Below are 26,521 nucleotides of genomic sequence, written 5' to 3' on the forward strand. Positions count from 1 at the left end.
GTTTGTAGTAAAGGCTTTAGCCTTTTATTTTGATGATTAATTATTTAATTATTAGAGAAAATCAGTAGCATCTAAAGCATCTAAAAAACTGGTAGTATAAACAGTCTTTTTGTTATTTTCTTTAGAATTAATAGGGGTTATTTGAAATAAAGATTTATCACTTTCTGCTAATTCTATAGTAATATTTTCATAGCGCTTATAAATCAACTGAAACTGAGCATCCCCTGATTCTTTTCCCCTAAATAAAGCACTCCTTAATTTATTGGATTGATTAGGAGGCAGATATTTTTTTTCATCATTTTCATTCTGAGAATTTCGCTTATTTTTAGTGAATAATTTCACCTTATTTTTAAATTCATTCCAGTCGTAAAATTTCGCCCATTTTTGACTAAATTCTGTTGCCTCTTTTAATTTATTGGAAGGAGTAACAACAAAAGGACGTTTATATAACTTTGTGTGAATGTTTTCATTTTCTTTTAACTCCAAACGCCCTCTAATTAACTCTAAATCAACCCCACTAGAATCATAGACAATATGAAAATCTAAAGCCGAACAAGAGACGGTTTTATTATCATTATTTTGTACATTATTTTTAACAGTTTTCGCAGATTTTAACAAAGATTCAGCTAAATCATAACCCACAGAAAAAGGAAAATGAGGTTTAACAATCGCAACCCCTGCACAAGAAGATAAACCATCAGATTTTAGTGCTTTTCGACTGACTTCATTAATGATATTACCCACATCTTCTAAATCATTTCTTGCAGTTTCTTCCTCAAAAGTTAACAAAAATTTTTCCGTAAATTCTAAGGCTTTTTTCCCATCACAAACAACTGTTAAATCATCCCCTCCCAACACTAAAGGAATAATTGGTAATATTTCATTCGTTTTGTTTTCATTGATGCTTATTTTTCCGTTATCTTTAAATACCTTAATTGCTTCTTTAAAAGCATTTTGGGTACATAAATCTAAAGCTAAAGAAAACTTCCTTAATTTATTAATGTAGTCTCGATTTTTTTCAGAAAAACTTTTTAAATCATTATCAATAAACTGTTCAAATTTAAAAAATATTTGCCCCAAACCGTTCCCATCTGCGTGAACAATTCCTAACCAGTTTAATTTTTCTTCAAAATTCTTTTCTAAATCATTAGTGTTTTCAGGGAATTTAAAATTACTTTTTTGGACTAATTTATCCATTCTTTTTAGAGAATCATTAGCACTATTTCTTTTAGTAAAACTCACCTGAGATATAGGAATTTTATCGTTTTCTGGATTAATTTCTATCTGAGAAGCGGGTAAACCGCTAGTATCACAATGAGATAAAATGGGTAGTTTTAAGAAACGAAATTCAGAAGAAAAAAGATTAGATTGAGCAATCTCAATTTTACGGTAAACTTGTTTAACAGCATCTTGAATCGGTTTATTCCAATCAAACTCTACATAAACTCCTGTCACGTTAATCCCAGGAGCTTCTTTTAAACATTTTGTGGTAAGTTGAGTAATAATATCTTGGGCTATTTCCTTATCTTTTGTAATTAATAAAGCCTTTCCCGATACCGCAATAATAATTTCTATTGATTGCTTGTCATCTTCAATGGGGGGATTATGATTAGAATTCAAAAGATTTTGTCTTAATAAATCACTATCCTGCCATAATTTGAGGTTAGGATTTTTGACAATATCACCTATTATTTCTAATAACCATTGTGTACCGACTCGATAAGTTAATTCTGACGCCCCAATATTTTCTTTTAATTTATTAGTGGCAAAAATGAAATTCTGATTACCTGATGTTTCTATTAGGACTAAAAACATTATTTTTCTCTAGTCGACCCATAAAAATGTAAAGGAGGCGAAGTTTATGCTTTCTTAAGAAGTTGAATCTATTGAAAGAATAACAATACTACTAGGATATTAATTGATAAGTCCTTTACATAGAAGACAAGTGTAATATTTCTTAAAATTTGCTCTTACCCCTTGCCTTTTGAAATCTATTCACCCCAAAACTAATTGCCCTTCATCTAGTGTAACCACAAATCTCACACTGAATTATAGTTGAATGTTTAAGTCTCCCTCTTGTTTGGTAATTCGACAAATGGTTTGTTGGTCTATTTTTTCTAAAACTAAATCAATCAGATTATTTCCTATTCTCAAATTTTCTAGGGATAAACGGTTAATAAAGTCTGGTAAACGGGGATTTTTGATCAGTAAACGATTATTTTTCATATCGGGAAGTAAATTAATCATCATTTGTAGTAACTGAAAAATTGTTCCTGTTGCCCATGCTTGAGGAAAACAAGCTACAGGATATTTAACGGGATTTTGGGAGGATTTTCGTTCAAAACCGCAAAATAATTCGGGAGGTCGATGATTTGCTTGAGAAATGGTCATTTCAATTAAACTTTGAGCGATAGTCATTGCATCGTCTATTTTGCCAATATGACGTAAACCTAATGCACTGATAGCTGTATCATGATGCCATACTGAACCTAAGTGATAACCCATGGGATTATAAGCGGGGGAAAAACTGCTTAAGGTACGAATACCCCAACCACTGTATAAGTCTTCTGCCATCAAACGTTGAGCCACTAAATTAGCTTTTTCTGGGGGGTAAATACCTAAAGAAAGACAATGGCCCGGGTTGGAGGTAATACTATCAATGGGTTTACCATTTTCATCTAAGGCAAGGGCATAGTATTGTTCTGATTCTAACCAAAAATCACGATTAAACCGCTCTTTTAGCTCTTCTGCTTCTTTTTGCCATTTTTGGGCTAATTTTTCTTCTCCTAATATCTTCGCTATATGACTTAGTTTTACTTTGGCATAATAAACATATCCTTGTACTTCACAAAGTGCGATCGCACCTTCTACTAATTCTCCTTTACTATTGACGATACAATCCCCCGAATCTTTCCAACCCTGATTACGAAGTCCCCCTTCTGCCTGACGTAAATAATAAATATACCCTGTTTTTTGCCGTTGATGATCTATCCAATCCATAGCCCGAAGAACATTTGACCATAATTTTTCGGCGAAAGCGCGATCGCCACTCCAGTCATAGTAGTCCGCATATAGGATTAACCATAAAGGGGTAGCATCCACCGTGCCATAATAAGGAGTATGGGGAATTTCCTGACAACGGGCTAACTCTCCTAAACGCAATTCGTGCAAAATTTTACCCGGAGACTCATCATGCCAATCACTATGATTTTTTCCTTGATATTCCGCTAAAGTCAATAGGGTATTGCGGGTAATTTGGCTATCAAATATCAAAGTTTGTCGGGCGGCAATTAAAGAATCTCGCCCAAATAGAGTAGAAAACCAAGGTATTCCTGCCACTAAAATCTTACCTTGACCAAAAGACTGTAACAATAAATAAATATCATTTTCCGCCTGAGTAATGACTTGATTAACCGCCTCAGAATCAGTACGAATCTTGGTTGTATTTTGATACCAACTATCTTTTTCCCTTTGGGCAATTTTAACTCCTTCTGTCAATGATTTCGGGAAAAGAATACTAGAATTAGCCTTATTATTAATCTTAGTTTGTAAAGCATAACCAATACGGCAACTAGCCTGACTTTGGAGAGTTATATTCCAGATAACTGTATTTCCTTGAATTTTTGTAGGTTTAAGATGATTAAATGTGATTAAAGATTCCATTAAGGAATGATCTAATCCTTCATAGGCAAAGTTTAGACTATTATCCGATTGATTTAGGGCTTGCAAACTTTGTCCCCGTTGAGAGCGGATGCGATCGCTTTTAACTTCAAATAAATCCTTAAAATCTGCTTGGAAACTCAGAGTTATAGGTATTTCCACAGGATGAATCGTATAGTTGCGTAGAGTAATTTCTTCAAATAAACCACCTCGCAAAACGATTTTACGCTCAATACCGATGGTTTCCCGCTTCAATAAATTATCGATGGCGGGATTGGTACAATTAACCGTAATTTGATAGCCCGACTCCGCACAACTACTCAGCAATACGGGAGATTGACCAGCTATTTGTAACTCCGAGCGACTCAAAAATCTCGTATCATGGCAAAACAAACCTGTAACGGTACGTTTTTGATTCTTAGCCCCTGCAACGATGTTACCTAGTTGATCTGTAATCAAAAACAAGTCATTATCCTTAATAACTAAAGTCGGTTGACTTTGAAAATCAATCGCATAGGGTAATTCTGAGTCTTCGGATAGAGATATGGGAATAAAAGTTTTACCGTATAGATTTTTCGCTACCTGTATCATTTGTAATATGCTTGGATGTCAGAACTTAGGGAGAGAAGAGCAAGAATTAAAAGTTACTTTAACCTGAGTTCGGGATAAATTTTCATCTATGAATGATGGAGAAAAAAAGGCAAAAGGCAAGAGTCAAGAGGCGAACCCCCCTTTATCCCCCCTCGAGAGGGGGGAGGGCAAAGGAAAAATTAAGAATTAGGAATTAAAAACCCCGAACACTCATTATTTGTTACTCATTACTCGTTATTTATTACTTTCTCTCAACACCTGCAACCTGCAACCTGAAACCTGACACCTACCCTTATCCAATATTCTTAAACCGAACTGAGGTTACTTTAAACCTAACACCTGATACCTGACACCTCAAAACAACAACTAATTATCTTTTTGCGTAACATCAGTTACAATGTTAAGCAACGGTGGCTAAGTCGATATGGCTATCAATTAAATGTCCATTAATATTATTAAAACGTTGAGCTAAAACTTGACGGTAAACTTCTTCATAACTATCAACCATGCGAGATACTCCAAAGTTTTTCAGTACATGATTACGGCAATCATAACGATTGACTTGAGATATTTTATCCACCGCTAGGATCATTTCTTCAATGTTGTGACATAAAAAGCCGGTTTTTCCATCGGCAATTACTTCTGGAGCTGACCCCAGACTCATAGCAATTACAGGAGTACCACTAGCCATGGATTCTGCCATCACTAAGCCAAAGGGTTCACGCCACGTAATAGGAAATAGGGTTGCTCTTGCACCGCCAATTAATTTATTTTTCTCCTTACTGTCAACTTCACCTAGTAATTGAATTTGTTGACCATCCACATGGGGTAATACTTGGGTCTCAAAAAATTCTTGATCTACAGGATCAACTTTGCAAGCCATTTTCAGTTTCCAGCCTGTTTTTTTGGCAATTTGGATGGCTAAATGAGGTCCTTTTTGGGGTGAAACCCGCCCTAGGAAAGCTAAATAAGGTTCATCATCAGGTTGGGGGAAAAATTGATAGCTATTAACATCAATGCCATTATAAACATTTCCCACATAGTTAAGATCGGGCAAAGGTTCTCTTTGAGACTGAGAAATACTTACATAATTTTGATGTTTTGATTGACTAAATAATAGTTTATTTTCCTGTGTAAATTCTCCGTGTAGAGTGTGAATTGTGGGGGTTTTGACAAAGTTAGCATAGGGTAAGGCATGATAGTCAACATGACTATGAATCAAATCAAATTCATTGGCACGACTATATACTTTTTGTAATTGTAGGGTTAAATAAGCGTTATAGTCTTTAACTTGTTTGTCAGTACGAATAGCTCGAGGATAAACAGACTCTAACTTAGCCAAAGTTTGGGAGTCACCAGAAGCAAAAAGAGTTACATCATGACCACGACGGACTAATTCATCAGTCAATAAAGCAACTACTAATTCAATGCCACCATAACGATTAGGGGGGACTGATTCCCATAAGGGAGCAACTTGAGCAATCTTCATTTAACAACCTCCTAGATTTTAAAGGTAAGTAAAGTAAGAAGTATTGTTTTATAATAAAAATTTACTCAGCTACAGGAGCGTATTTAATTGACCATTAAATTATAGTTATTTGAGTCCAATATTACATAAACCCGTTTTAAGTTGCCCAGTTCGGTTTTACATGATATGGGGGGGTGAAAACCGAATTTTTTTAACTTCTTTTATAAAAAGGTTTTTTTACTATCTTCGCAGGATAAAGTTTCCCCCTAATTTCAATTTCTAATTTTTGCCCTATTTTACTGTAATTGGAAGATACATAACCAAGCGCGATCGCATCTTCTAAGGTAGGGGATAGAGTTCCACTGGTAATTTCTCCTATTACTTCTCCATTCACCAAAATGGGATAACCATGACGGGCGATATATTTACCTTCCATCACTAAAGCAACTAACTTTTTCTTAACCCCTTCTTGTTTCTGTTGTGCAATAACATCTTTGCCAATAAAGTCATGATCCAAATTGATTAACCATCCTAAACCTGCTTCTATAGGGGTAATTTCTTCATTCATATCTTGACCATAAAGACACATAGCCGCCTCTAAACGAAGAGTATCCCTAGCCCCTAAACCGCAAGGAATAACACCATTATCAAGGAAATAATACCACAATTTCTGTGCTACATTAGGAGTTGTCATAATCTCAAAACCATCTTCTCCCGTATATCCTGTTCGAGCAATAAAAACAGGTTCTTCATAGAGGGTGGTATACAAGTGAGAAAAGCTAGGAAATTGACTTAAATCTTCGTTAATCAAATGGTTGAGGATTTTAAACCCATTTTTGCCCTGTAAAGCAATTAAGGCTAATTCAGAGGATTTATCGGTAAGTGTGACATTTTTTGCGGTGAGATTTTTCGTTAACCATTGCCAATCTTTATTTTTCGTAGCGGCATTAACAATTAAGATGGCAGATTCAATCTCTAGCTCGTTTGTACCTTGATAGTAAAAAATAATGTCATCAATGATGCCTCCATGATGATTTAATAAGACTGTATATTGAGCCTTTCCTGCTTCTAAATTTTTTAAGTCTGTAGGCACAAGATAGGTGAATTTTTCCCGTAATTGTTTCCCTTCGAGAAAGAATTTCCCCATGTGAGAAATATCAAACATTCCTACGGATTCCCTAACAGCTTGATGTTCTTTTTTTAAGCCACTATATTGCAAAGCCATTTCCCAACCCGCAAAATCGGTAAATTTCGCCTTACATTCATGGGATAAGGAATATAGAGGGGTACGTAGAAGTTTAGATGATTGTGTCACAGGTAATTGTTAAGGATATATAATTTTGATAACGATTAATCAGTATAGCATTGACTTGAGTTTGGAAATAGGTTTCGGGTTTCAGGTATTTTTCAGTGTCAATGAGAAGCGAAGGTGCATTTAACTTACACTTTTTCTTAGTTCTTGAAAATAACTAAAGTGCTTGCCTATTGCCTCTTGCCTACCTCAACCAGCAGACTTAGACGCAAACTACCTTATTTATTCTCAATAATATCCATAAGAGATTGATCTAAAGGTATCATCAAAGACTCTTCTGTGTTGGCGGGAAGGGCTATAACAGGTTCATTTAAGGCAATGACTAAGTTTTCATCTGAATTGAGTTGAGAGTCTCTGTTTGCCATTTGTAGTAAGAGAGTCCTATTACCATTGAGAATACCTCCAAGAGTAGCCAAAATCACGGCTGCGATCGCACCTCCACCCCAAACATAGGTTTTACATCTTCTATTTTCTTGATCAACCTTGGCAAATACGGTAGATGATAATTCTTGAGGGCTATATTCAGGCTGGGGAGTAGGTAAATTTTGAAACTCGTCTCTCAAATAAAGTAATCGACGATATAGAGATTGTATTTCAGGATCATTTGCTAATAAATCTTGTACTTCTTCTCTTTGTTGAGCTGTAACTTCTCCATCTAAATAGGCACTTAAAAGCTCGAAAGTACATTTGTCGGGGGGATAAGAGTGATTAGTCATCATATTTTCTATCTCCAGTTTTTGGTGAGGAATTAACTATTATACTTGATTGTCTAAATAGGGTTTTAGGAGTAATTGCAGTCTATTTCTAGCTCTTGCTATTCTCGATTTTACCGTACCCAGAGAAACTTGGGTAATTTCTGCTATCTCTTCATAACTTAAGCCCTGTATCTCTCTCAACACAATGGTTGTTCTAAAAGTATCTGGTAAAGATGCGATCGCATCTCTTAATTGAGCGTAAAATTCCACGGTGGTGAGATTCTCTTCAGGTAAAGGCAAATCCGAGGGCAATTCCCAAGAGAATTCATCATCATCGGTAGTAATAGAGGCATCAAGAGAAATAGGAGTAGCAAAACGCTTTTTCTTACGTAACTGATCATAAAATAAGTTCGTTGTAATTCTGCCTAACCACCCCTTAAATTTAGTAGGATCTTGTAAAGTATTAATTTTACGATAAACCTTAATCCAGATTTCCTGAGCCAAATCCCCTCTATCTTGCCAATCAGGAGCTAAATTATAAAGGATTTTATCCACATAGCCCTGATAGCGGCGCAATAATTCCGCAAAGGCCACCCTATCAGGCTGTTTACCCTCCTGACAACGCAAAATTAAATCAGTATTTGATAATTGCTCTATTTTCACTCTTTGTTGTGGAAATGGAATCGATAAATTAGACCAAGATAGGGATATAGATAAAACCATAATATATTCTATATATTCTATGCAGTTTTAACCACAGTTATATTTTCCTTGACTATCTTTGGCTTGTCTATGTTCCCTTTGCCAATTTATTTGCTAAGATTTTTTTTATAATTAAGTTATCAATATAACCTCACCTCAGTTTTTCAGTAAGAATATCGGGTAAGGGCAAGTTTTAGAGGTTGAACAATTAATTTTCAACTCTCATGATTGTGGGCTTTAGGTTTGATGGTTCTATTTTTTTTATATTGACTCATCAGTCACTCATATTGAAAATAAGGTGGTTGGTGAATTAAACCATGATTTTTAATTTAGACCGAGGATGAGGAATAAACACTATTGTAGTGGCAACAATATTTTTTTATATTTCCGTAGTTCTTTGCACTGCAATCAAGCAACCACAAAAATAAGAAAATCACTTTATCGGGAGAATTCGCTGAGTCAAAATTTGGAATTGTTATTACAATGCAATTTCAGTGTTTTTATGCTTATACAATTTCTTATAAATGATTGCTGATTGGTATATTTTATGAAAATAATATAAGTTAATATTTTTATCTATGAATGATAATGTTGACAACAACGAAAATAAAATAGTGATTTCTGAAATAGAATTAGAAACACTAGAAGATCTCAATAAATATATTTCCGAAAGTTTAATAAATCATTATTTAATACTAGAAGAAAGCACGTCTATTCAAAAATTAATTAAAACCTTTCTCCTAGAAGAAAATATCCTTACCATTGGCAGAAGTGATAAAAATAATATTCAATTATCATCCCTAGAAGTATCCCGTTTTCATGCGCACCTAAAAAAGTTTTCTCATCCCGAAACCCACGAAATATATTATGAAGTAATAGACGGTAGTGTTGAAGGGAAAAAAAGCAATAATGGCTTAAATATTAACGGGAAAAAGGTATCAAGGGCAAAACTAAAACATGGAGATATTATTAATATTGGCTCTGAAGTAATTTTTAATTATTTTATTGATCATGAGGGAAAATTTGAGAAGCAAAAAACCACTATTTTAGAACAAAAGAACTTGGTAATAGATACAGTTGCTAATGATGAAGATGAAAAAACAAAAATAATAAAAAACTCAACTATTAGTAGTGGTATTGATCAACTTTTAAAATTTGCTTCTATTGTTAATCTTTCTCCTTATCCCATTATTGAAATTGACACCACAGGTAAAATAAACTTTCTTAATAACTCCGCAAAAATTAACTTCCCCACTCTCTTAACAGAAAATAAAAATCATCTTATTTTTAAAGACATTCTAGCTATTCCTGAAAATTTAGAAACAGATTTATTTAAAAGAGAAATAAAAATTGATACAACATATTTTGAGCAGTATGTTCACTATATCAAAGACCAAAAAATTATCAGAACATATCTTCTAAATATAACTAGCAGAAAAAAACAACAAGATAGTATTAAAAAACTTCTTGATTATGATTTAAAAACCAAACTTCCTAATTATAGATTTTTCATTAAAACTCTGCAAACAAGTATTCCTAGACATCAAAGAATACAGCAAAATCTAGCTGTTATGTTGATTGAACTAGACCAAATAGATTTAGGAAAAGAAACATTAACTCCTCAAAAAGAGCAGAATATTTATATTTATTGTGCTGATAAATTAAGTAAGTTGTTTAGGGTAGGAGATACGATCGCATATTGGAAAAATTATCAATTCATCATCTTACTATCAAATATACAAGAAAATAATCAAATTGGTTTAATTTCGCAAAGAGTAATAGACTCGTTAAAAACCCCTTTTGAAAATCAAAATATTAAAACAGAATTAAAAATTAATATTGGTATTTCAGTTTATCCTTATGATGCAGATAATTCATCAGATTTAATTAGAAAAGCAGATCAAGCCTTAAGTAATAGTAAAAAACTCGGCTCTAATACTTATGCTTTTTTCAGTGCAAAAATTAACTTTGATAATCAGGTTTTTTCCTTACTCAGTAATCACCTTAATAAGGCACTACAGAATCAGGAATTTATCATCTATTATCAACCAATAGTTAACAGAGAACATCAAATTATTGCATTAGAAAGTTTATTGCGTTGGCAACACCCCACCAAAGGTATATTATCCCCCGATGAATTTTTAAGTATTGCCGAAAACCAAAAGATTATTAATGACATAACTATATGGATGATAGAAGATATTATTGCCAAAAAACGCTCATATTCAGAAAGTGTTTTTAGGGATATTCCCATTGCAATGAATATTTCTCGTAAACTAATTGAAGACCAAAAACATAGTCAAAGATTTATCAAAATAATAGAAGATAATATTGCCTATACTCATAATCTAATCATAGAAATTAGAGACAATATTTGGTTAGAAAATCCAGAAGGAAAAGCAATTTTAAAAAAACTATTATCTTTAGGTTTAAAAATAGCATTAGATGATTTCGGTCATCAGGATACACTTTTTACAAGTATTAAAAAATTTCCCTTTCACTATCTAAAAATATCTCAAGACTTTGTCAAAAACATCAAAGATAACTATCAAGACAAAGCCATTGTTTCAGCAATTTCTACTATGGCAAAAGGACTTAATATGGAAGTAATTGTCGAAGGTATTGAAAATGAAATACAGTGGATTATTGTTTTAGAGCTAGATTGTCAGTATGCCCAAGGATACCTATTTACTAAAGCGTTGCCTTTTGAAGAAATCATGGCTATTTTAGAATACTAAATAAGGGTTGAGAGCGGGTAAGGTTCGAGAGTCATCTCTCCCCCTCCCTTTAAAACCGTGCGTAACTGTTACTAATCATATGACTCAAGTCTTACTTCAAGCCTTTAAATTGGATTTTGAGTGTACCTGATTTCACATGAGTTTTGGATAAGCTGAAAGCATTATTTTCTCCTAGTCAGAAAACCTTATAGCTTCTTAAAAATAAGAATAAAATTGCCTTAACTCGAACTGAAGTTAAAAATATATTCAATTTGCTCTCCTAGGTTGTTTAATCATGGTATGAAATAGACCTCTCCATAAATTATTTTTCGTTGGCTCGTAGTAAGGGCTGAAGCCCTTAAAATGTCTATTATTGGAGATGTCTAATGTAATAAAATTATGCCAAAAGTTGGGAAATCAAAATATTATCACTATTGCAAGAATACCCATTCTTTCTTTATTCCCTATTTTCTAACCTCAATCAAAGTCGCCCTAGAAGGGCGAGGCTTTAAACCCAATTTTTTGGTAAATTTAATAGAGAAAAATTGCTCCTGTTGGTTGTAAGTTGAAAGTGCGATTACCCTTACCAACATCTTCTATCTGTTTCACTGTTAAGTTAATCATATTATTTTCGGTTACCTCCACTAAGTATTGAAGGTTAATACGAGAGGCATTAGGAATATTCAAATCGGGGTAAATAACTAAATATATTGAATCTTCTGGGTTAAGGCTCTTGATTGTAACATTATCGTCTGCTCTTAAAACAGTGGGGGTTAGGGTTTCGTCTGTAAAAGAATAGTCGAGGGCAATTCCCGTTTCGTTAATAATTTTTAAACTAATGGGCTTTTCAGTATTAACTCTAGCGACAGGTTGCCAAAAACCGGGTTGATAAGTTGAAGCTGGGGGATTATTGGTTTCTGTCTGGGCTTGCACTGAATAGGGCAATAAACTTAAGTTAGCACTAGCGATTAATAAAGAGGAATATACAAGGGTTTTCCACATAATTTTCCATAAAAAAATCATTAAATATCGCTAGTATTCTAACCTAAAAAAATATTAAGAATTAAAAATTTTTAATTTGATTAACTATTAACTAAATTTTCTGATTGATTTAATTTTTCTTCATTCTGACGGCGAATCTTCGCATAATATTGAATACTTGCCGCCATAAAAACCACTAAACCAACAATTAGCCAGGTGGTAATATCTAAAGGTAAATTATTTTTAAAGATAGCCAACAACACAATTACTACTAATAATAAAGTAGGAGCTTCATTTAACGCTCTAAATTTCTGTCCATTCCAGTTATTTTCACCTTTTTCTAACTGTTTCATAATCCTACCGCACCAGAAATGATAAATAAGCAATAAAGCAACAAAAAGCAATTTTATGTGTAACCATCCTGATTTAAGAATTTCTGGTTCAGTGGAAATTAAACCTATAGCCATTGCCACAGTAACAACCATACCGGGGGTGGTGATGATATTGTAGAGCCTTTTTTCCATCAACTCATATTGTTTTTTGAGGATAGATTGGGCTGGTTCAGGTTTTTCTTGAGCTTCTGCATGATAAACAAATAAGCGCACTAAGTAAAATAGTCCTGCAAACCATACAACTATACCGATGATGTGAAATGCTTTAAACCAATAATAAGCCATAATTTTAAGTAAAGTTTGTGAATACCTAATTTATTTTAAGGTTAATTTGGTTAATTCTCTGTGAGTTCAATATCACGAGTTTCATTTTGTATTTTACTCGGATCTTGCGTCTGGCTAAAAATGGACTGGGAAAGCTGAAGAATAAGAGAAAAAGGCAATGGGCAAACCCCTCTGTGTCTCCCCTTTTAAGGGGAGAAGGGCAACTGACGTTAAATATATTCAACCCCTACCACCCCAAAACCCTAAGCCCCTACTTCCCCCTCTCATCCTCTCCCCTCATCTCCTCATCACCCTAACACCTGCAACCTGAAATCTGACACCTACCCTCATCCAATATTGTTAAACCAAACTGAGGTTATTTATTTGTATGGTTAATCACTGAATAATCGAAAAAAGTTAGATAAGCTGGAAAAAATCTCATCAACATAGTAATATTTAACATTCGTTTACAAAAATTAATAGTAGTCATGTCTAATTTAGAAAAAAGATCATCCTTACCCCATGTGGTAATTGTGGGCGGTGGATTTGCTGGATTGTATGCCGCCAAGGAATTAGGTAATGCCCCCGTAAAAGTAACTCTGATTGACAAGCGTAATTTTCACCTTTTTCAACCTCTCCTTTATCAAGTGGCAACGGGTAGTTTATCTCCTGCAGAAATTTGTTCTCCTTTACGTTTAATTGTGGGGAGAAATAAGAATACTCATGTCGTACTAGATGAAGTGGTTGACATTAATCCTGAGCAAAAACAGGTAATTATGAGGGAAGGGGTGGTAAATTATGATTATTTAGTCATTGGTACTGGAGTTAGTCATCACTATTTCGGAAATGATCATTGGGAACAAGATGCCCCCGGTTTAAAGAGTATTGAAAATGCCCTTGATATTCGTCGTAGAATCTTCCTCGCTTTTGAAGAAGCTGAAAAATTATCTTCTCCTCAAGAAAAACAGGAATGGTTAACTTTTGCTATTGTCGGTGGAGGCCCTACGGGGGTTGAGTTGGCAGGTGCGATCGCAGAAATTGCTCATAAAAGTATCAAAAAGGATTTCAAAGAAATTGACACAACAAAAGCAAGGATTGTCTTAATTGAAGGGATGAATCGAGTATTACCTCCCTATCCCGAAGATTTATCTGCAAAAGCTCAAGCCTCTTTAGAGGAATTGGGGGTTGAGGTATTAACCAACCGTATGGTAACAAATATTGATAAAAATACCCTGAATATTCGTCATGGAGAACAAGAAGAAACCATCAAAGCTAGAACTATTTTATGGGCGGCAGGAGTTAAGGCATCTGGTTTATCCGAGATAATTGCCGATCGCACTTCAGCCGAGACCGATCGAGCTGGTAGAATAATGGTAGAACCTGATTTAAGTATCAAAAATCATCCCAATATTTTCGTGGTGGGAGACTTAGCCCATTTTGCTCATCAAGACAATAAACCTCTGCCCGGTATTGCCCCCGTAGCAATGGAAGAAGGTAGGTATGTAGCCGGATTAATTGTGGCTAAAGAAAAAGGAAGGCAAATAGAATCTTTTAGCTATGTGGATAAAGGTAGTTTGGCAGTCATCGGTAATAATCATGCGGTTGCTAACTTAGGTTTTGTGAAATTATCTGGTATTTCTGCATGGCTTGTGTGGGTATTTGCTCATATTTATTACCTGATTGAATTTGACAATAAACTTTTGGTAATGCTGCAATGGGGATGGAATTACTTTACCCGTGGTAGAGGCGCTCGTTTAATCACAGGGGAAATCAGCGAGAAAAATCTTGTTTCTCAATCTTTTAATCATGGTAACTCTGTCTCTAATTCGGAAAAAGAATTAATCAAAAGTTAGTTGAAATCAAAGCAGGATGGGAGTAAATTTACTCTTATCCCCTTTCAATATTTACTGTACATTTAAACAAGTGTACATGAATTTTAAAAATGGACGTAACTGGATTCGAACCAGTGACCCCATCGATGTCAATGAGAATAAATGCTATTATTAAGTCTTAGATTCTTAATTTTTGGTTTTTTTTATTCCTTTTTTATTGGCAAAAGTGATCCAAAAATGATCCAGTGTTAGAAATCTGGATTTCTATTTTTAGTTAAATATCATTTCTATGATCCCTGATAAAAGTTTTCGTCCTCATGGAATCAAAGTCACTATTCAAAATAGAAGTGGCTTAATTCGTTTACTTTATACATATAAGGGTAAGCGAGAAATTATTAGCTATCCTCTTAATTATTTTGATCCCCAAAACCAACAAATTGCGATCGCAAAAGCAACAGAAATTCATAATGATATTTACCTTTACCAGAAATATGATGAAACTAAAGAAAAATATCAACTAAAGCCAAAACTTATTAAGCATGATTTTGGACAAAAAGAAATTACTATCAGAGAAATTTGGGAATTTTATAAGGAATTAAAGAAAGAAGAAATAGCCACTAATACCCAAAAAAATAACTGGTCAAAAATAGATAAAACTTTAGATGATAATTTAACCGTTGATCAAATACCAAATTATGTAATTTTACTTTTAAATAAATATGCTAAAACTACTGTAAAAAGAATTTTACAAGACTTATCAGCAAGTATTGGTTTATCTATTTCTTTTGGTAAATTTAGAGGTGATAATCCTATATTGAAGATAATTGAATCTTTAGAAGTAAATAAGAAAAAAACTATTAAATCATTTACTAAAAATGAGGTTATTACTATATTAGATGTGTTTAAAAATGATAAGTATTTACCAGAAAAGGCATTATATAACTATAGCTATTATTATAATTTTGTTGCGTTTAGGTTTTTAACAGGAACTAGACCTAGTGAAGCTATTGCTGTTACTTGGAATGATATTTTTGAGAAACATAAAAAAACTTGGTTAAGAATTAATAAACGTTATGTTAGCAATGAAATTATTTTAGGAACTAAAAATGGTGTCGATATTAGAATGTTTCCAGTTAATGATCAATTAAAAGATTTAATAGATTCTATCCCTAAAATTGATAATCCTAATAATTTGCTTTTTCCTAGTATTAACAAAACCTATATTGATAGGAAAAACTTTAGTACAAGAATCTGGAAACCATTAATTTTAAAGTTAGTTAATGAGGGTTTAGTTAAAGAATATTTAACCTTTTATGATGTTCGACATACTTTTATTACTCATCTGTGTAGATCTGGTAAAGCTGATTTACAAACTATTGCGAATATTGTTGGTAACTCTGTTCCTACTCTCATAAAAAATTATTTAGCAGTAGATGATTCTTTAGAATTACCTGAATTATTTTAGATGCAAATAGTTATTTTTATCTAAAATGAAACATTCAATTTAAGATACCTATAAGGCTTAAATTTCACACTACATTACCTTAAGGATTAATCATAAAGCCTATACTGTAAACATTGCAAATAAGCGTATATATATTAAGAGTTAATCACAGCAATAATTTTAAGATTAAAACCTACAAAGTAAACATAATACCTTAATCTCACTTGTTACAGTGAAAAGATAGCTATTAATTATGTTATAATCTAATCGTCAATAATAATGAAAAGTCACTTGTTACAGTGATTATTGCACCCATGCACAATTATAAATTAAATAATCTAACACCATTTAAAAGTAAATGGAAAAATACACCTACTAAGTTAATTAGAATACCTGAAATATTAGAAAGTAAAATATTAGCTTATGCTCATAGTTTAGACAACAATCAAAATGCTGATAATTCACTTGTTACAGTGAAACTCAAAGAAATCATTGTCAAGATTGATAATAAAGAAAAAGGCTATAAAAATAATTCTGCAAGTCAATTAATCAAAGATTTAAAAGAGTTAATTAATGGAGATAAATAAATGAGCGAAAAAAGACGTAAAATCAGAAAAAGTATATATTTTGAACCTAATCTCAATAAAGCATTAACACTTTTTGCTAATGAATATAACATTCCTACAAGTGAGGTTGTAGCTTTATTATTAGCAGGTTTTCTTATTAGTAAAAAGGATATATTTTCATCAGAATTAAGAGAAATAGTAGAAAAAATTAAGCCGTTTTTGGTATATGGACGTTCAATTCCTTATCTTGAGAATAAAGAAGAACCTTTTGTAACACTAAAAGAAATTATTGATCTTGTTGAGAAAAACTATGATAACAGTAGTGGATGACCATTGTTAATGTACAATATAAAAATCCTTTCAGTAATTACCTGAAAGGATAGGTTAAAAAACACAAAAAGGTGTTTTGACGGGTACACCTTACCAAAACCCGTTTCACTGTTGTAAGCAGTGAATTATTAAACACTTTATAAAATTTAATATGTTGTTATGATACCATCAATTGACTATACAAACCAGTGTTTATCTATACTTGGATATTCTGAAGGTGAAAAAGTTTTTATCAGAAATCTTTATTGCGATCGCACACTCAAGGATAAATTTCCACCAGTATTAAAGACATTAGCTTATCCGATCAAAGAAAACCAAATAACTCAAGATGAAGGTTATGGGGTTTACTTTGTTGTCAATGGCGGCGGCAGAAAAGCAAAAGACGTTACCCATGCTAAGGCTTTATTTTGTGAATTTGATAACTTGTCAGAATCAGAACAATTTAGAGTAATAACTAAAACTGAAGGCTTACCCGTACCAACTTTTTATATTAAATCTGGTGGTAAATCAGTTCATTTTTATTGGGTATTTGATGAACCTGTACCGATCGCACAATGGCAAGAATTAATTAAAGATTTGATTGATTTTTTAGGTTCAGATCCAGCAATAAAAGATCCATCAAGAATCATGAGATTACCAGAATTTTATCATTATTCAGTAGTTGATAATGAGATTAAACAAAATAATAAATCTGAGTTTAATTTACTTTCTGGAGAAAAATATAGTTATCAATATCTAAGAGATTCTATTCCTCATAAATTACCAAAAGATATAAAAGAATATACCCTTACTCAAATACCAGATCATAAAATAATTGACTTTTTATACGAACACATAAAACCACATCAAAAGGGTACGAATACTTACCAGAATTATCGTGAGTTATTTGGAGCAATTAAAAATCTATATGGAGAAGATTTAGCTTTAAAATTTGGGCAAGAATCAACTTTTAATGATGGATATAATTGGGAACAGATAATTAAATCAACTAATGGAAATTTTAACTTAGGTACGATTTATTATCAATTAATAGAGTTAGGATTTATCACTAAACAAGATTGGATAAAATTATGCAATTATAGCTCTAATAAAAAGAATACAAAGTTCACTGTAACAAGTGAAACTAAAAAGGAAGTTAATACCAATAATAAAAGAGTAGCCAAATTAGATAATATTGCTGAAACAAGAGAAATATTAATAAATCAATACTCATCAAGACTCAAATTTAATGAACTAAAAAAATGTGTTGAACTTGATGATGAAGAAGCATTTTTGGATGACCTTTATTTAAAAATTCATGAAGATCATGGAATAAAAATAAGTAAGCAAATCGCTTATGATTTAGCGGTAATGATTGCCAAAAGAAATAGTTATCATCCTGTCAAAAATTACCTTGATAACTGCAATGAAGAATCAGAAGAAATAGACATCAGAAATTTATCTAGTTTTGTATTTGGAACAACAGATAAACTCCATGATGAAATGCTATTCAGACACCTAATTGGTAGTGTGGCAAGAGTTTATAAATCTGGTTGTAAATTAGATACAGCTCTAATTCTTCAAGGTAGTCAAGGAATTGGAAAAAGTAGCTTTTTTAAAGTTCTTTATGGGGATAATTTTTTTACTGATTCAGTAACAGGTACTGATAAGGATAATTTGCTAATTCTTCATCAACATTGGTGTGCTGAATTAGCTGAGTTTGAAACCATAACCAGTAAAAAAGCAAGTGGTGAACTAAAAGCATTTCTCAGTAAATCTGTAGATACTTTTCGTGAACCTTATGCTAGATCTAGTCGTACAATAAAACGTCAATCAATAATTGTTGGATCTGTTAATGAATGTGAGTTTTTAGTAGATGCAACGGGAAACAGAAGATTTTGGGTTATTCCTGTTAAAACTCAAATTGACTTAGAAAAAGTATCGAAGTTTCGTGATGTAATTTGGTCTCAAGCAAAAAAAGCATTTTTTGAAGGTGAGTTTTGGCATTTGAGCTATGAATCTCAGAAATATAGCGAGGAGTTAAATAAACAATACTTACATACTGATTCTTGGGATAGTGTAGATCTTGATAATTATCTATCAGGTTTTGAAGATTTAGGAATAACAATTAGAGAAATATTAATTAATCATCTTGGTTTTGAGGAAAGTCAAATTAAAAGATCAGATGAAATGAGAATGAGCAAAATTTTAACCTCTAAATCATGGTTCAAAAAACAGAAATATATTGATGGTAAAAAATATAATAAGTGGTTTTTTGCAAAGTTTGAAGAAAAGGTTGGTATGGTTGGTATGGTTGGTATAACTCATATAGAGCAAGACTTTCAGACCTACCAACCTCCTACCAACCTCAATGAGGTTGGTATAAATGAAAAAGTGAATAATTTTGAAAAAAATAGCAACCTACCAACCTCAAATAAAGAATATACCAACCTCAATGATAAGGTTGGTAGCCTTGAAACCATTGATAATAAAGGGATATACCAACCTCCTATACCATACCAACCTTTTTCTGATCTTTTACAAAAATTAGACACAAAAAAAGAAAAAAGCGAATCAAATGATACATCTAAAACTAATGAAGCAAAAAATCAACTAAGTAAAAAAGATACTAATAATTGTCAAATAAAAAGCGAAAATGAAGAAGCGAATGAGTTAGATTTTAAAGATGCAAAAAGAGAGATAAATAGCTTGTTTATTCAGCTAGGTTATAACAGCAAGGAACAGAGGTTGAATTATGTAAATAATCTATATAAAAACCAGATAAATAACTTTTTTGATTTATCTGATGAGCAAATAGCTGAACTCTTTATGAAGCTACAAGAGGATTTATGGCAAAAGCAAAAATAAAGCCAATCTAAACTGAAGTGAACAAATACTCAAAACTTTTATTCTGACTAGGTTTTAAGTGTTCCTTTGGTGTCAGGTTAGTCGATCCGCCCTTTAAAGGGCGGATCAATTATCGGTCATCCAAACCAAACCGATTTTTGGTGAAAAATCTTGTAACACTAAAACCCTTATTTTCAGTGTGTTTTGGGTTCGCTTTGGTCGCGCGGAGATCCTAAGCACGTCCGCAACACTAACTGAACAACAAGGTGCATTCTGACACAACCATAATTCAAGAGAAGAAAATAGTAGTTTTTCATCATGGTATGTACCATGATGTGCCGATGATATTTTGCTCTTATTTGGGTCTTATCCCTCTTGTTCAATCCTCATAGGGTTGCATTTAGTTTGATAGCCTTAAAACGTCTAAGAGAGCTTCCAAACCTTTAAGAGTTGGTTACATGGAAAACCTCCTAGTATAAATTTTTAAAGATTGATCCAGAATTGATCCAGATTAAATAGTTATTATTTGTTACAAAAACAATCTATCCTAGATAATTCTCCGAAAATGATCCAAAAATGATCCACTTTTCTCATAAAATCAAATAAATAGAACAAAAACTCAGAATAAAAAAGTCTGAAATGAAGATATAGACTAGGTTTAAAGAAATGGACGTAACTGGATTCGAACCAGTGACCCCATCGATGTCAACGATGTACTCTAACCAACTGAGCTATACGTCCTAGCAATATAACATTATACTCAGGAACTATAGATAATGCAAGTAAAAAAAGGAAAAAAGGAAATTATCCGTAGAATATTAGGATTAAGCACAATCATTTGTTAGAATAACAAGGAAAATTTAAAGATCAATTAACAGTCTTTGAGTCAATCACTAGAAATTCCAAAACTTGATACTCTGGCACAAGAATTAGCGGCTATCCAGCAAACTGGCTCAAAAAAAATAGCCCTTTTAGGTTCTCGTCATGTGCCAATTACTCATCAACATTTAATCGAAATGATGAGTTATGCCCTCGTGCTAGAAGGAAACAGAATCATTACCTCTGGGGCGGCTGGTACTAATTCCGCAGCTATAAAAGGGGCAATGCGTGCTGATCCTAATCTGCTCACTGTTATTCTACCCCAAAGTCTAGCTCGTCAACCTAAAGAATCTCAAGAACAGTTAAAACAAGTAATTCATCTTGTAGAAAATCCTGACTATGATAATCTTTCTTTAGGAGAAGCTAGTGCTATTTGCAATCGAGATATTATCTCTCGCTGTCAACAATTAATATGCTTTGCTTTTCATGATAGTCACACTCTCATTCAAACTTGTAAAGAAGCAGACGAACAACGAAAAGTTGTGACTCGATTTTATTTTGACTAAGGGGGTTAATGGTTATAAAGCAAGAGGCTCAAGACAATTTTTTGTCTTGTCTCAAGCTGTATGGGCTTGTTTATGAAGATAGAAGAAATACAACTTTATCAATTATCAATTCCTTTTATTCGTCCTTTTCAATTTAGTAATGGTGAATTGTGTAATCATGATTGTCTAATTGTTGCGGTTAAAAGTGAAGGAATAATTGGTTGGGGAGAATGTCCTGTATTTCCCATTCCTTATTACACTTATGAGACAATTGCCACAGCATCTCATATTCTTAAAGACTTTCTTATTCCTCAACTCCTCGGCAAAAGTATTGATTCTCTTGTGGCACTGAATAAAGTATTTTCTCGTGTTCGTGGTCACAATATGGCTAAATCTTGTTTAGATGCCGCTATTTGCGATTTATTAGCGAGGGTTAATTCTGTGTCGCTATCTCAATTTTTGGGGGGAGAGAAAAAGCGGATTCAGGTGGGGGTTAGTGTTTCAATGCAAGATAATTTGATTTACTTATTACAACGCATAGAAGATTATATTCAACAAGGTTATCAAAGAATTAAGTTAAAAATCGCCCCTAATTATGCCATACAACCTTTAAAAACTATTCGGGAAAAATATCCTTATTTGACGTTAATGGCGGATGCTAATTCGTCTTTTTCTCTTAATGATATAGATTTGCTCAAAGCCTTAGATGAGTTCGATTTGTTGATGATTGAACAACCTTTAGCTCACGATGATTTATTAGATCATGCTTATTTACAAACTTTAATTAAAACCCCTATCTGCCTAGATGAAAGTATTAATAATTTACATGATACACGAGTTGCGATCGCACTTCAAGCGGGGAAGATAATTAATCTTAAACCCTCAAGAGTGGGAGGTATTAGTAATGCTTTACAAATTCATGATCTATGTCAGAAAGCAGGAATTAAATTATGGTGTGGAGGTATGCTAGAATCAGGCATTGGTAGGGCAACAAACTTACATTTAGCCAGTCTTAGTAATTTTACCCTTCCTGCTGATATTTCAGCTACTAACCGCTATTTCTATGAAGATATAATTCATCAGGTTTTCTCTCTTAACAGTTCTGATTCTACTATTGATGTACCCCAAGGATTTGGTATCGGGGTTGACATCAATCAAGAAAGTTTTAATAAATTTGTACAGACTTGTGATACTTATCGTTAAAAGTTATTGAAAAATCTATTTTGATAAAAATTTAGTGGGGGTTAGAGTAAATAAACTAATAATTTTTTCTTGTTCTCTATACTCAGAAAATCGTATCTGTTTTAACTCTTCTTCTCCCAAAATGATACGGTAATTAAAGACTTTATAAAAAGTCATTAAATTTGGATAACTAGGAGATATTTTTTCCCACACTGTTTCCCTCATAAGATTTAATTTTTTCTCAGTTTTTAATCCTATTTCTTCTTCTAAACCTCTATATGCACCTTGGAGAGAATTTTCTCCTCCTTTTATTTTTTCTGTGATGAAATTTTGTTCTCTTCTTCTTACTATTCCAGTCAAAAATATTTGCTTATCTTCAATCAGTTGAAAATAATTATTTCCTAAATTAAAAATAACTTCGATCGCACTTACTTTCATCAGTCTAACTAGCTTTCCTTGAATTAATTTTAATTGTGATTCTCCTTCTTTTATTTCCTGATATAATTCTTCAATAGTTTTGTTTCCTTGTTGATGATTCCATTGATTGATGTCAATATTATTTGTTTTTAAAACACTATTTAAGTCATCTAAATTATCTATTTTTAAGTTATCATTCATAGTAATAGGGATTCTTGTGCTGATAGAATAAAGACAGTTATTTAATATTAATTATTTTAGAGTAATTATAAAACTTATGATAGTAATAAAAACTAAAAAAATATAAAATTTGACCATCTTTTTATGTAAATACTAGGATTAAGAATAATTATTTAAAATAACGCTTGAAGGAATTTTCAGGAAAATTTAAAATCAAAAACAATTGTTTAAGATTCATTAAAATTTATTTAATATTATTAGAATATTGTTATGGGAATAATCATTGCTGGTGAAAGAAGTGGAGTTGGCAAAACGACAATTACTTTAGCGTTATTATCATGGTTAACTCGTCTAGGGAAATCTATACAATCTTTTAAAGTGGGTCCTGATTATATTGATCCTATGTTTCACACTGCAATTACTGGTAATGGGTGTCGTAATCTCGACCCAATTTTAACCTCCCCAGACTATGTTAAATGGTGCTTTGATTATTATACTCAGGACAAAGATATTGCCATTGTCGAAGGCGTAATGGGTTTATTTGATGGAGTACCTAACTCTCAGAATGCCCACTATGGTAGCACAGCCTATATTGCTAAACTATTAAATTTATCTGTAATTTTAACTCTTGATTGTAGTAAAATAAGTTCAAGTATAAGTGCGATCGCATCTGGATATATAAATTTTGATCGAGAAGTAAAAATAGTAGGGGTAATTCTAAATAAAGTTGCTAGTGAAAAACATTTATCTTTATTAAGAATAGGACTAGAAAAACTAAATATTCCCATCATGGGGGTATGGTTTAAACATCAAAAAATCGAGTTACCATCAAGACACTTAGGTTTAATTCCTACCGAAGAAGTAACTCAACATCAAAAGATATTTCAGCAGTTAGGTGAATTGGCAAAACAAAATATTAATTGGCAATTATTAAATAAGTATTTATATAGTGAGAAATCGATGAAAAAAGTTGATTATTTTTTAGGGAATAATTATCATAAATATCCCCTCAAAATTGCCATCGCTAAAGACAAAAGTTTTAATTTTTACTATCAAGATAATTTAGATATATTAAAATATTTAGGTATCGAATTAATTGAAGTTAGTCCTTTAGAAGATAAAAACTTACCATCAGATATTGATGGTATTTATTTAGGAGGAGGATTTCCTGAAATATTCGCGCTTCAGTTATCCGAAAATAAATCCTTTCAGATGAATATTAAAAAGAAAATTGAAAATGGTATCCCTACTTATGCCGAGTGTGGTGGAATGATGTATTTATCGGCAGGAATTGAAGATTTTAGAGGAGATAAATGGGAAATGGTGGGTGTTTTACCTCATTTTACTGTTATGAGCAATAAATTAACTATCGGCTATAGACAAGTAAAAACACTAATTACCAATGATTTTATCAATATTAATCAAACATTAATGGGTCATGAATTTCATCGAGCAGTAGATAGTTTTCAACCGATACCCTATCAAATAGATAAATTATCTGCTCCCATGTTAGAATTTCAAGACTATTATAGTCAGAAAATTATTTCCTATCAAGGATGGCAAAGATACAATGTTTTTGCTTCTTATTTACACCTTCATTTTGGCAAATTAATACCCCAATTAGAAACATTTTTACAGGGTTGTTTAAGTTGGCGAAATAGAGCAAAAAGTAAATTATAAATGTTTTTCTTCGCTAACTTCTCATTACCTTATCATGAAAAACCCGACCATTATTATTATAAGAATAGTGACTATTATGATTTAGAGAATGATGATTATTATTAGAAGGGGTGATATTTTCTGGTGGTAAATAATAACTTTGTTTTTGCAGTGCTTCTAAGTTAAAACGATAACCCACATTTCTGACTGTTTGAATTACATTTGGTTGGCGAGGATCTAATTCTATCTTTTTCCTCAATGATAACACATGAGTGTCAATAGTTCTTTGATTTTCGATCGCCTCTGGCCATGCTTTTCTCAATAATTCCGAGCGACTGAGGGGAATTCCCTGTGCCTGAGAAAGAACATATAAAAGACTAAATTCTTGAGGTGTTAAATCAATAAATTGTCCTCGAAACTCCACTCTTCTTTGTACTAAATCTATTTTTAAATCACCGAAATCAAGACTTAAAGGAGCGTTATTAGTCCGAAAACGACGTAATAAAGATTCGACTCGGGCTAAAAACTCTTGCATTCCAAAAGGTTTTTTCAGATAATCATCTGCCCCTGCTTTTAATCCTTTCACAACATCTTTTTCTGTGGTTTGTGCTGACAACATAAGAATTAAAGGTTGATGACACTGACATAACCATTGACAAAACTCAAATCCGTCGCCGTCGGGTAAATCTGAATCTAAAACAACTAAAGTTGGTGATTGATTTGCTAAATTTTGTTTTGCCTGTTGAATACTTCCACACTGGTTGATTATATAGCCGACTTGCTGTAAATGCCATCCTAAGAGCGATCGCAAATGAGGATTACCTTCTATAATTGCTATACAAACCACTTTTACCCATCCATTAACTAAATTTGATAACTAAGCATAATCAATCTATTGTCAGGATACTGTTACATAGAATACTTATTTTCTATCAGCACGTTAGTACAAAGAAACATAATAAGTAGTTTTTTAGCAAAACAAAAAGCCCCTACAAATAATGTGGGACTATACAACACCTCAGTTGAACATAAAATCTTTAGTAGTAGAAATTTGTCAAGTATAGACTTTATATGTTAACCTCAGTTCGGTTTAAAAATATCCGATAAGGTTAGATGTCAGGTTGCAGGTTGCAGGTGTTAGGGCGATGAGGAGATGAGGGGAGAGGGTGATGAGGAGATGAGGGACTTAGGGTTTTGGGGTGGTAGGGGTTTTTAGCAAGGGGCTTAAGCCCCTTGTTTAAGTCAGTTCGGGTTAAGTCAATTTTATCCTTATTTCTAAGAAGCTATAAGGTTTTCTGAATACCAGAAAATAATGCTTTCAGCTTATCCAAAACTCAGGTTAAATTATTATTTAATAGTCGCCTATTGCCTCTTGCCTACCAAACATCAATAATTTACACGACGAGAAGTGATAGAGCCAAAATAATAATAGTTATTTAACAGTAAAATTCACTTTTATCCAACAACATTTCACCATGGCCCGGTATCCAACTTACCCAAACACCAGGAACTTTTTCACATAACAATAAAGCCTCTTCTTCTGCATAGGGATTTGGTGCTTGATTTAATTTAACCCACGAATCTCGATTATAGGTAATTAAACAAACAGGATTCCAACCCAAAAGATTATCTGCCTTAACATCATCAGGAATAGCAAGGGATTTCTCTTTACCCGTAACCAGATGATTTAATTCTACAGAACAATTAATCGATCTTACTTGAACAGACATAGGTTTTTCTCCATCAATGTAACCTATAACATTCAGTTATTAACAATTAATCATCAGAATTAAGAAAGCACTACTTTAAACAATAGAAAAATAATTCATCAAGTTTTAATTAATTGCTATAACTGAAAAATTATCTTATGTTGACAACAAACAAAAAAATCAAAATCTGTATATTATGATACAGAAATATCAAGTAGTAAGGTGATTGT

Annotated in this window: 20 protein-coding genes and 1 tRNA gene; 9 read left to right on the plus strand and 12 right to left on the minus strand. The window is 32.6% G+C overall.

Going from position 1 to position 26,521, the window contains the following annotated elements; all coding sequences use genetic code 11:
• Positions 1-51 precede the first annotated feature (51 nt).
• From CYAN10605_RS02970 to CYAN10605_RS02995, 6 genes are all read right to left on the minus strand, one after another.
• Complete coding sequence (locus tag CYAN10605_RS02970) at positions 52-1,815, minus strand: Cas10/Cmr2 second palm domain-containing protein (protein ID WP_015218457.1); 1,764 nt, start codon at positions 1,813-1,815, stop codon at positions 52-54.
• A 234-nt stretch (positions 1,816-2,049) separates the two neighbouring features.
• On the minus strand, positions 2,050-4,251 hold the full coding sequence (locus CYAN10605_RS02975) for an amylo-alpha-1,6-glucosidase (protein ID WP_015218458.1): 2,202 nt from the start codon (positions 4,249-4,251) through the stop codon (positions 2,050-2,052).
• 400 nt (positions 4,252-4,651) lie between these two features.
• Positions 4,652-5,740 carry a glycosyltransferase family 4 protein gene (locus CYAN10605_RS02980; RefSeq protein WP_015218459.1) on the minus strand — a complete coding sequence of 363 codons (1,089 nt, stop codon included), beginning with the start codon at positions 5,738-5,740 and terminating at the stop codon, positions 4,652-4,654.
• 190 nt (positions 5,741-5,930) lie between these two features.
• Entirely contained in the window at positions 5,931-7,034 is a 1,104-nt protein-coding gene (gcvT, locus tag CYAN10605_RS02985) for a glycine cleavage system aminomethyltransferase GcvT (RefSeq protein WP_015218460.1), read from the minus strand.
• A gap of 215 nt (positions 7,035-7,249) precedes the next feature.
• Complete coding sequence (locus tag CYAN10605_RS02990; protein WP_241212795.1) at positions 7,250-7,750, minus strand: anti-sigma factor family protein; 501 nt, start codon at positions 7,748-7,750, stop codon at positions 7,250-7,252.
• A gap of 36 nt (positions 7,751-7,786) precedes the next feature.
• Entirely contained in the window at positions 7,787-8,449 is a 663-nt protein-coding gene (locus CYAN10605_RS02995; RefSeq protein WP_015218462.1) for a sigma-70 family RNA polymerase sigma factor, read from the minus strand.
• A 557-nt stretch (positions 8,450-9,006) separates the two neighbouring features.
• Between CYAN10605_RS02995 and CYAN10605_RS03000 the strand changes: the two genes are divergently transcribed.
• A complete protein-coding gene (locus CYAN10605_RS03000) occupies positions 9,007-11,166 on the plus strand; it encodes an EAL domain-containing protein (protein ID WP_015218463.1) in 2,160 nt (719 codons plus the stop codon).
• 510 nt (positions 11,167-11,676) lie between these two features.
• On the opposite strand, the gene CYAN10605_RS03005 is transcribed toward CYAN10605_RS03000, so the two are convergent.
• Both CYAN10605_RS03005 and hemJ read right to left on the minus strand, forming a co-directional pair.
• Positions 11,677-12,147 carry a hypothetical protein gene (locus CYAN10605_RS03005; protein ID WP_015218464.1) on the minus strand — a complete coding sequence of 157 codons (471 nt, stop codon included), beginning with the start codon at positions 12,145-12,147 and terminating at the stop codon, positions 11,677-11,679.
• 80 nt (positions 12,148-12,227) lie between these two features.
• The gene (hemJ, locus tag CYAN10605_RS03010) at positions 12,228-12,803 is read right to left on the minus strand and encodes a protoporphyrinogen oxidase HemJ (protein ID WP_015218465.1); all 576 of its coding nucleotides are present in this window, start codon (positions 12,801-12,803) and stop codon (positions 12,228-12,230) included.
• A 467-nt stretch (positions 12,804-13,270) separates the two neighbouring features.
• Here hemJ and CYAN10605_RS03015 point away from each other — a divergent pair, with 467 nt between their 5' ends.
• The 5 genes from CYAN10605_RS03015 to CYAN10605_RS03035 all read left to right on the plus strand — a co-directional run bounded on the left by CYAN10605_RS03015 (position 13,271) and on the right by CYAN10605_RS03035 (position 19,801).
• Positions 13,271-14,635 carry an NAD(P)/FAD-dependent oxidoreductase gene (locus CYAN10605_RS03015; RefSeq protein ID WP_015218466.1) on the plus strand — a complete coding sequence of 455 codons (1,365 nt, stop codon included), beginning with the start codon at positions 13,271-13,273 and terminating at the stop codon, positions 14,633-14,635.
• 268 nt (positions 14,636-14,903) lie between these two features.
• Complete coding sequence (locus CYAN10605_RS03020) at positions 14,904-16,079, plus strand: tyrosine-type recombinase/integrase (RefSeq protein WP_015218467.1); 1,176 nt, start codon at positions 14,904-14,906, stop codon at positions 16,077-16,079.
• 293 nt (positions 16,080-16,372) lie between these two features.
• Positions 16,373-16,645: a hypothetical protein gene (locus tag CYAN10605_RS03025; RefSeq protein ID WP_015218468.1), complete on the plus strand. Its 273-nt coding sequence runs from the start codon at positions 16,373-16,375 to the stop codon at positions 16,643-16,645.
• Positions 16,646-16,954: a hypothetical protein gene (locus tag CYAN10605_RS03030; RefSeq protein ID WP_015218469.1), complete on the plus strand. Its 309-nt coding sequence runs from the start codon at positions 16,646-16,648 to the stop codon at positions 16,952-16,954.
• A 159-nt stretch (positions 16,955-17,113) separates the two neighbouring features.
• Positions 17,114-19,801, plus strand: coding sequence for a virulence-associated E family protein (locus CYAN10605_RS03035; protein ID WP_015218470.1), 2,688 nt, complete (start codon positions 17,114-17,116; stop codon positions 19,799-19,801).
• Between the two features lie 646 nt (positions 19,802-20,447).
• On the opposite strand, the gene CYAN10605_RS03040 is transcribed toward CYAN10605_RS03035, so the two are convergent.
• Positions 20,448-20,521, minus strand: a tRNA-Val gene (locus CYAN10605_RS03040).
• A 140-nt stretch (positions 20,522-20,661) separates the two neighbouring features.
• Here CYAN10605_RS03040 and CYAN10605_RS03045 point away from each other — a divergent pair.
• Positions 20,662-21,165, plus strand: a complete 504-nt coding sequence (locus CYAN10605_RS03045; RefSeq protein WP_015218471.1) for a DNA-processing protein DprA — start codon at positions 20,662-20,664, stop codon at positions 21,163-21,165.
• Between the two features lie 72 nt (positions 21,166-21,237).
• Positions 21,238-22,347: an o-succinylbenzoate synthase gene (menC, locus tag CYAN10605_RS03050; RefSeq protein WP_015218472.1), complete on the plus strand. Its 1,110-nt coding sequence runs from the start codon at positions 21,238-21,240 to the stop codon at positions 22,345-22,347.
• Between the two features lie 15 nt (positions 22,348-22,362).
• Here the strand turns inward: menC and CYAN10605_RS03055 are convergent, their stop codons facing one another.
• Positions 22,363-22,944 (minus strand): NUDIX hydrolase, encoded by a 582-nt coding sequence (locus CYAN10605_RS03055; protein ID WP_015218473.1) that lies wholly within the window; start codon positions 22,942-22,944, stop codon positions 22,363-22,365.
• 249 nt (positions 22,945-23,193) lie between these two features.
• Between CYAN10605_RS03055 and CYAN10605_RS03060 the strand changes: the two genes are divergently transcribed.
• Positions 23,194-24,603 (plus strand): cobyrinic acid a,c-diamide synthase CobB, encoded by a 1,410-nt coding sequence (locus tag CYAN10605_RS03060; protein ID WP_015218474.1) that lies wholly within the window; start codon positions 23,194-23,196, stop codon positions 24,601-24,603.
• A 13-nt stretch (positions 24,604-24,616) separates the two neighbouring features.
• Here CYAN10605_RS03060 and CYAN10605_RS03065 read toward each other — a convergent pair whose 3' ends face one another.
• Both CYAN10605_RS03065 and CYAN10605_RS19385 read right to left on the minus strand, forming a co-directional pair.
• Positions 24,617-25,429: a response regulator transcription factor gene (locus CYAN10605_RS03065; protein ID WP_015218475.1), complete on the minus strand. Its 813-nt coding sequence runs from the start codon at positions 25,427-25,429 to the stop codon at positions 24,617-24,619.
• Positions 25,430-26,018: 589 nt separating this feature from the next.
• Complete coding sequence (locus CYAN10605_RS19385; protein ID WP_015218476.1) at positions 26,019-26,312, minus strand: hypothetical protein; 294 nt, start codon at positions 26,310-26,312, stop codon at positions 26,019-26,021.
• Positions 26,313-26,521: the final 209 nt, after the last annotated feature.

Origin of the sequence: Cyanobacterium aponinum PCC 10605, assembly GCF_000317675.1 — a bacterium.
Classification (GTDB): Bacteria; Cyanobacteriota; Cyanobacteriia; order Cyanobacteriales; family Cyanobacteriaceae; genus PCC-10605.

Excerpts from the sequence above, each read along its gene's own strand:
- CYAN10605_RS02970 (WP_015218457.1), bottom strand. The coding sequence starts at position 1,815 with ATGTTTTTAGTCCTAATAGAAACATCAGGTAATCAGAATTTCATTTTT.
- CYAN10605_RS02975 (WP_015218458.1), bottom strand. The coding sequence starts at position 4,251 with ATGATACAGGTAGCGAAAAATCTATACGGTAAAACTTTTATTCCCATA.
- CYAN10605_RS02980 (WP_015218459.1), bottom strand. The coding sequence starts at position 5,740 with ATGAAGATTGCTCAAGTTGCTCCCTTATGGGAATCAGTCCCCCCTAAT.
- CYAN10605_RS02990 (WP_241212795.1), bottom strand. The coding sequence starts at position 7,750 with ATGATGACTAATCACTCTTATCCCCCCGACAAATGTACTTTCGAGCTT.
- CYAN10605_RS02995 (WP_015218462.1), bottom strand. The coding sequence starts at position 8,449 with ATGGTTTTATCTATATCCCTATCTTGGTCTAATTTATCGATTCCATTT.
- CYAN10605_RS03000 (WP_015218463.1), top strand. The coding sequence starts at position 9,007 with ATGAATGATAATGTTGACAACAACGAAAATAAAATAGTGATTTCTGAA.
- CYAN10605_RS03005 (WP_015218464.1), bottom strand. The coding sequence starts at position 12,147 with ATGTGGAAAACCCTTGTATATTCCTCTTTATTAATCGCTAGTGCTAAC.
- hemJ (WP_015218465.1), bottom strand. The coding sequence starts at position 12,803 with ATGGCTTATTATTGGTTTAAAGCATTTCACATCATCGGTATAGTTGTA.
- CYAN10605_RS03015 (WP_015218466.1), top strand. The coding sequence starts at position 13,271 with ATGTCTAATTTAGAAAAAAGATCATCCTTACCCCATGTGGTAATTGTG.
- CYAN10605_RS03020 (WP_015218467.1), top strand. The coding sequence starts at position 14,904 with ATGATCCCTGATAAAAGTTTTCGTCCTCATGGAATCAAAGTCACTATT.
- CYAN10605_RS03025 (WP_015218468.1), top strand. The coding sequence starts at position 16,373 with ATGCACAATTATAAATTAAATAATCTAACACCATTTAAAAGTAAATGG.
- CYAN10605_RS03030 (WP_015218469.1), top strand. The coding sequence starts at position 16,646 with ATGAGCGAAAAAAGACGTAAAATCAGAAAAAGTATATATTTTGAACCT.
- CYAN10605_RS03035 (WP_015218470.1), top strand. The coding sequence starts at position 17,114 with ATGATACCATCAATTGACTATACAAACCAGTGTTTATCTATACTTGGA.
- menC (WP_015218472.1), top strand. The coding sequence starts at position 21,238 with ATGAAGATAGAAGAAATACAACTTTATCAATTATCAATTCCTTTTATT.
- CYAN10605_RS03055 (WP_015218473.1), bottom strand. The coding sequence starts at position 22,944 with ATGAATGATAACTTAAAAATAGATAATTTAGATGACTTAAATAGTGTT.
- CYAN10605_RS03060 (WP_015218474.1), top strand. The coding sequence starts at position 23,194 with ATGGGAATAATCATTGCTGGTGAAAGAAGTGGAGTTGGCAAAACGACA.
- CYAN10605_RS19385 (WP_015218476.1), bottom strand. The coding sequence starts at position 26,312 with ATGTCTGTTCAAGTAAGATCGATTAATTGTTCTGTAGAATTAAATCAT.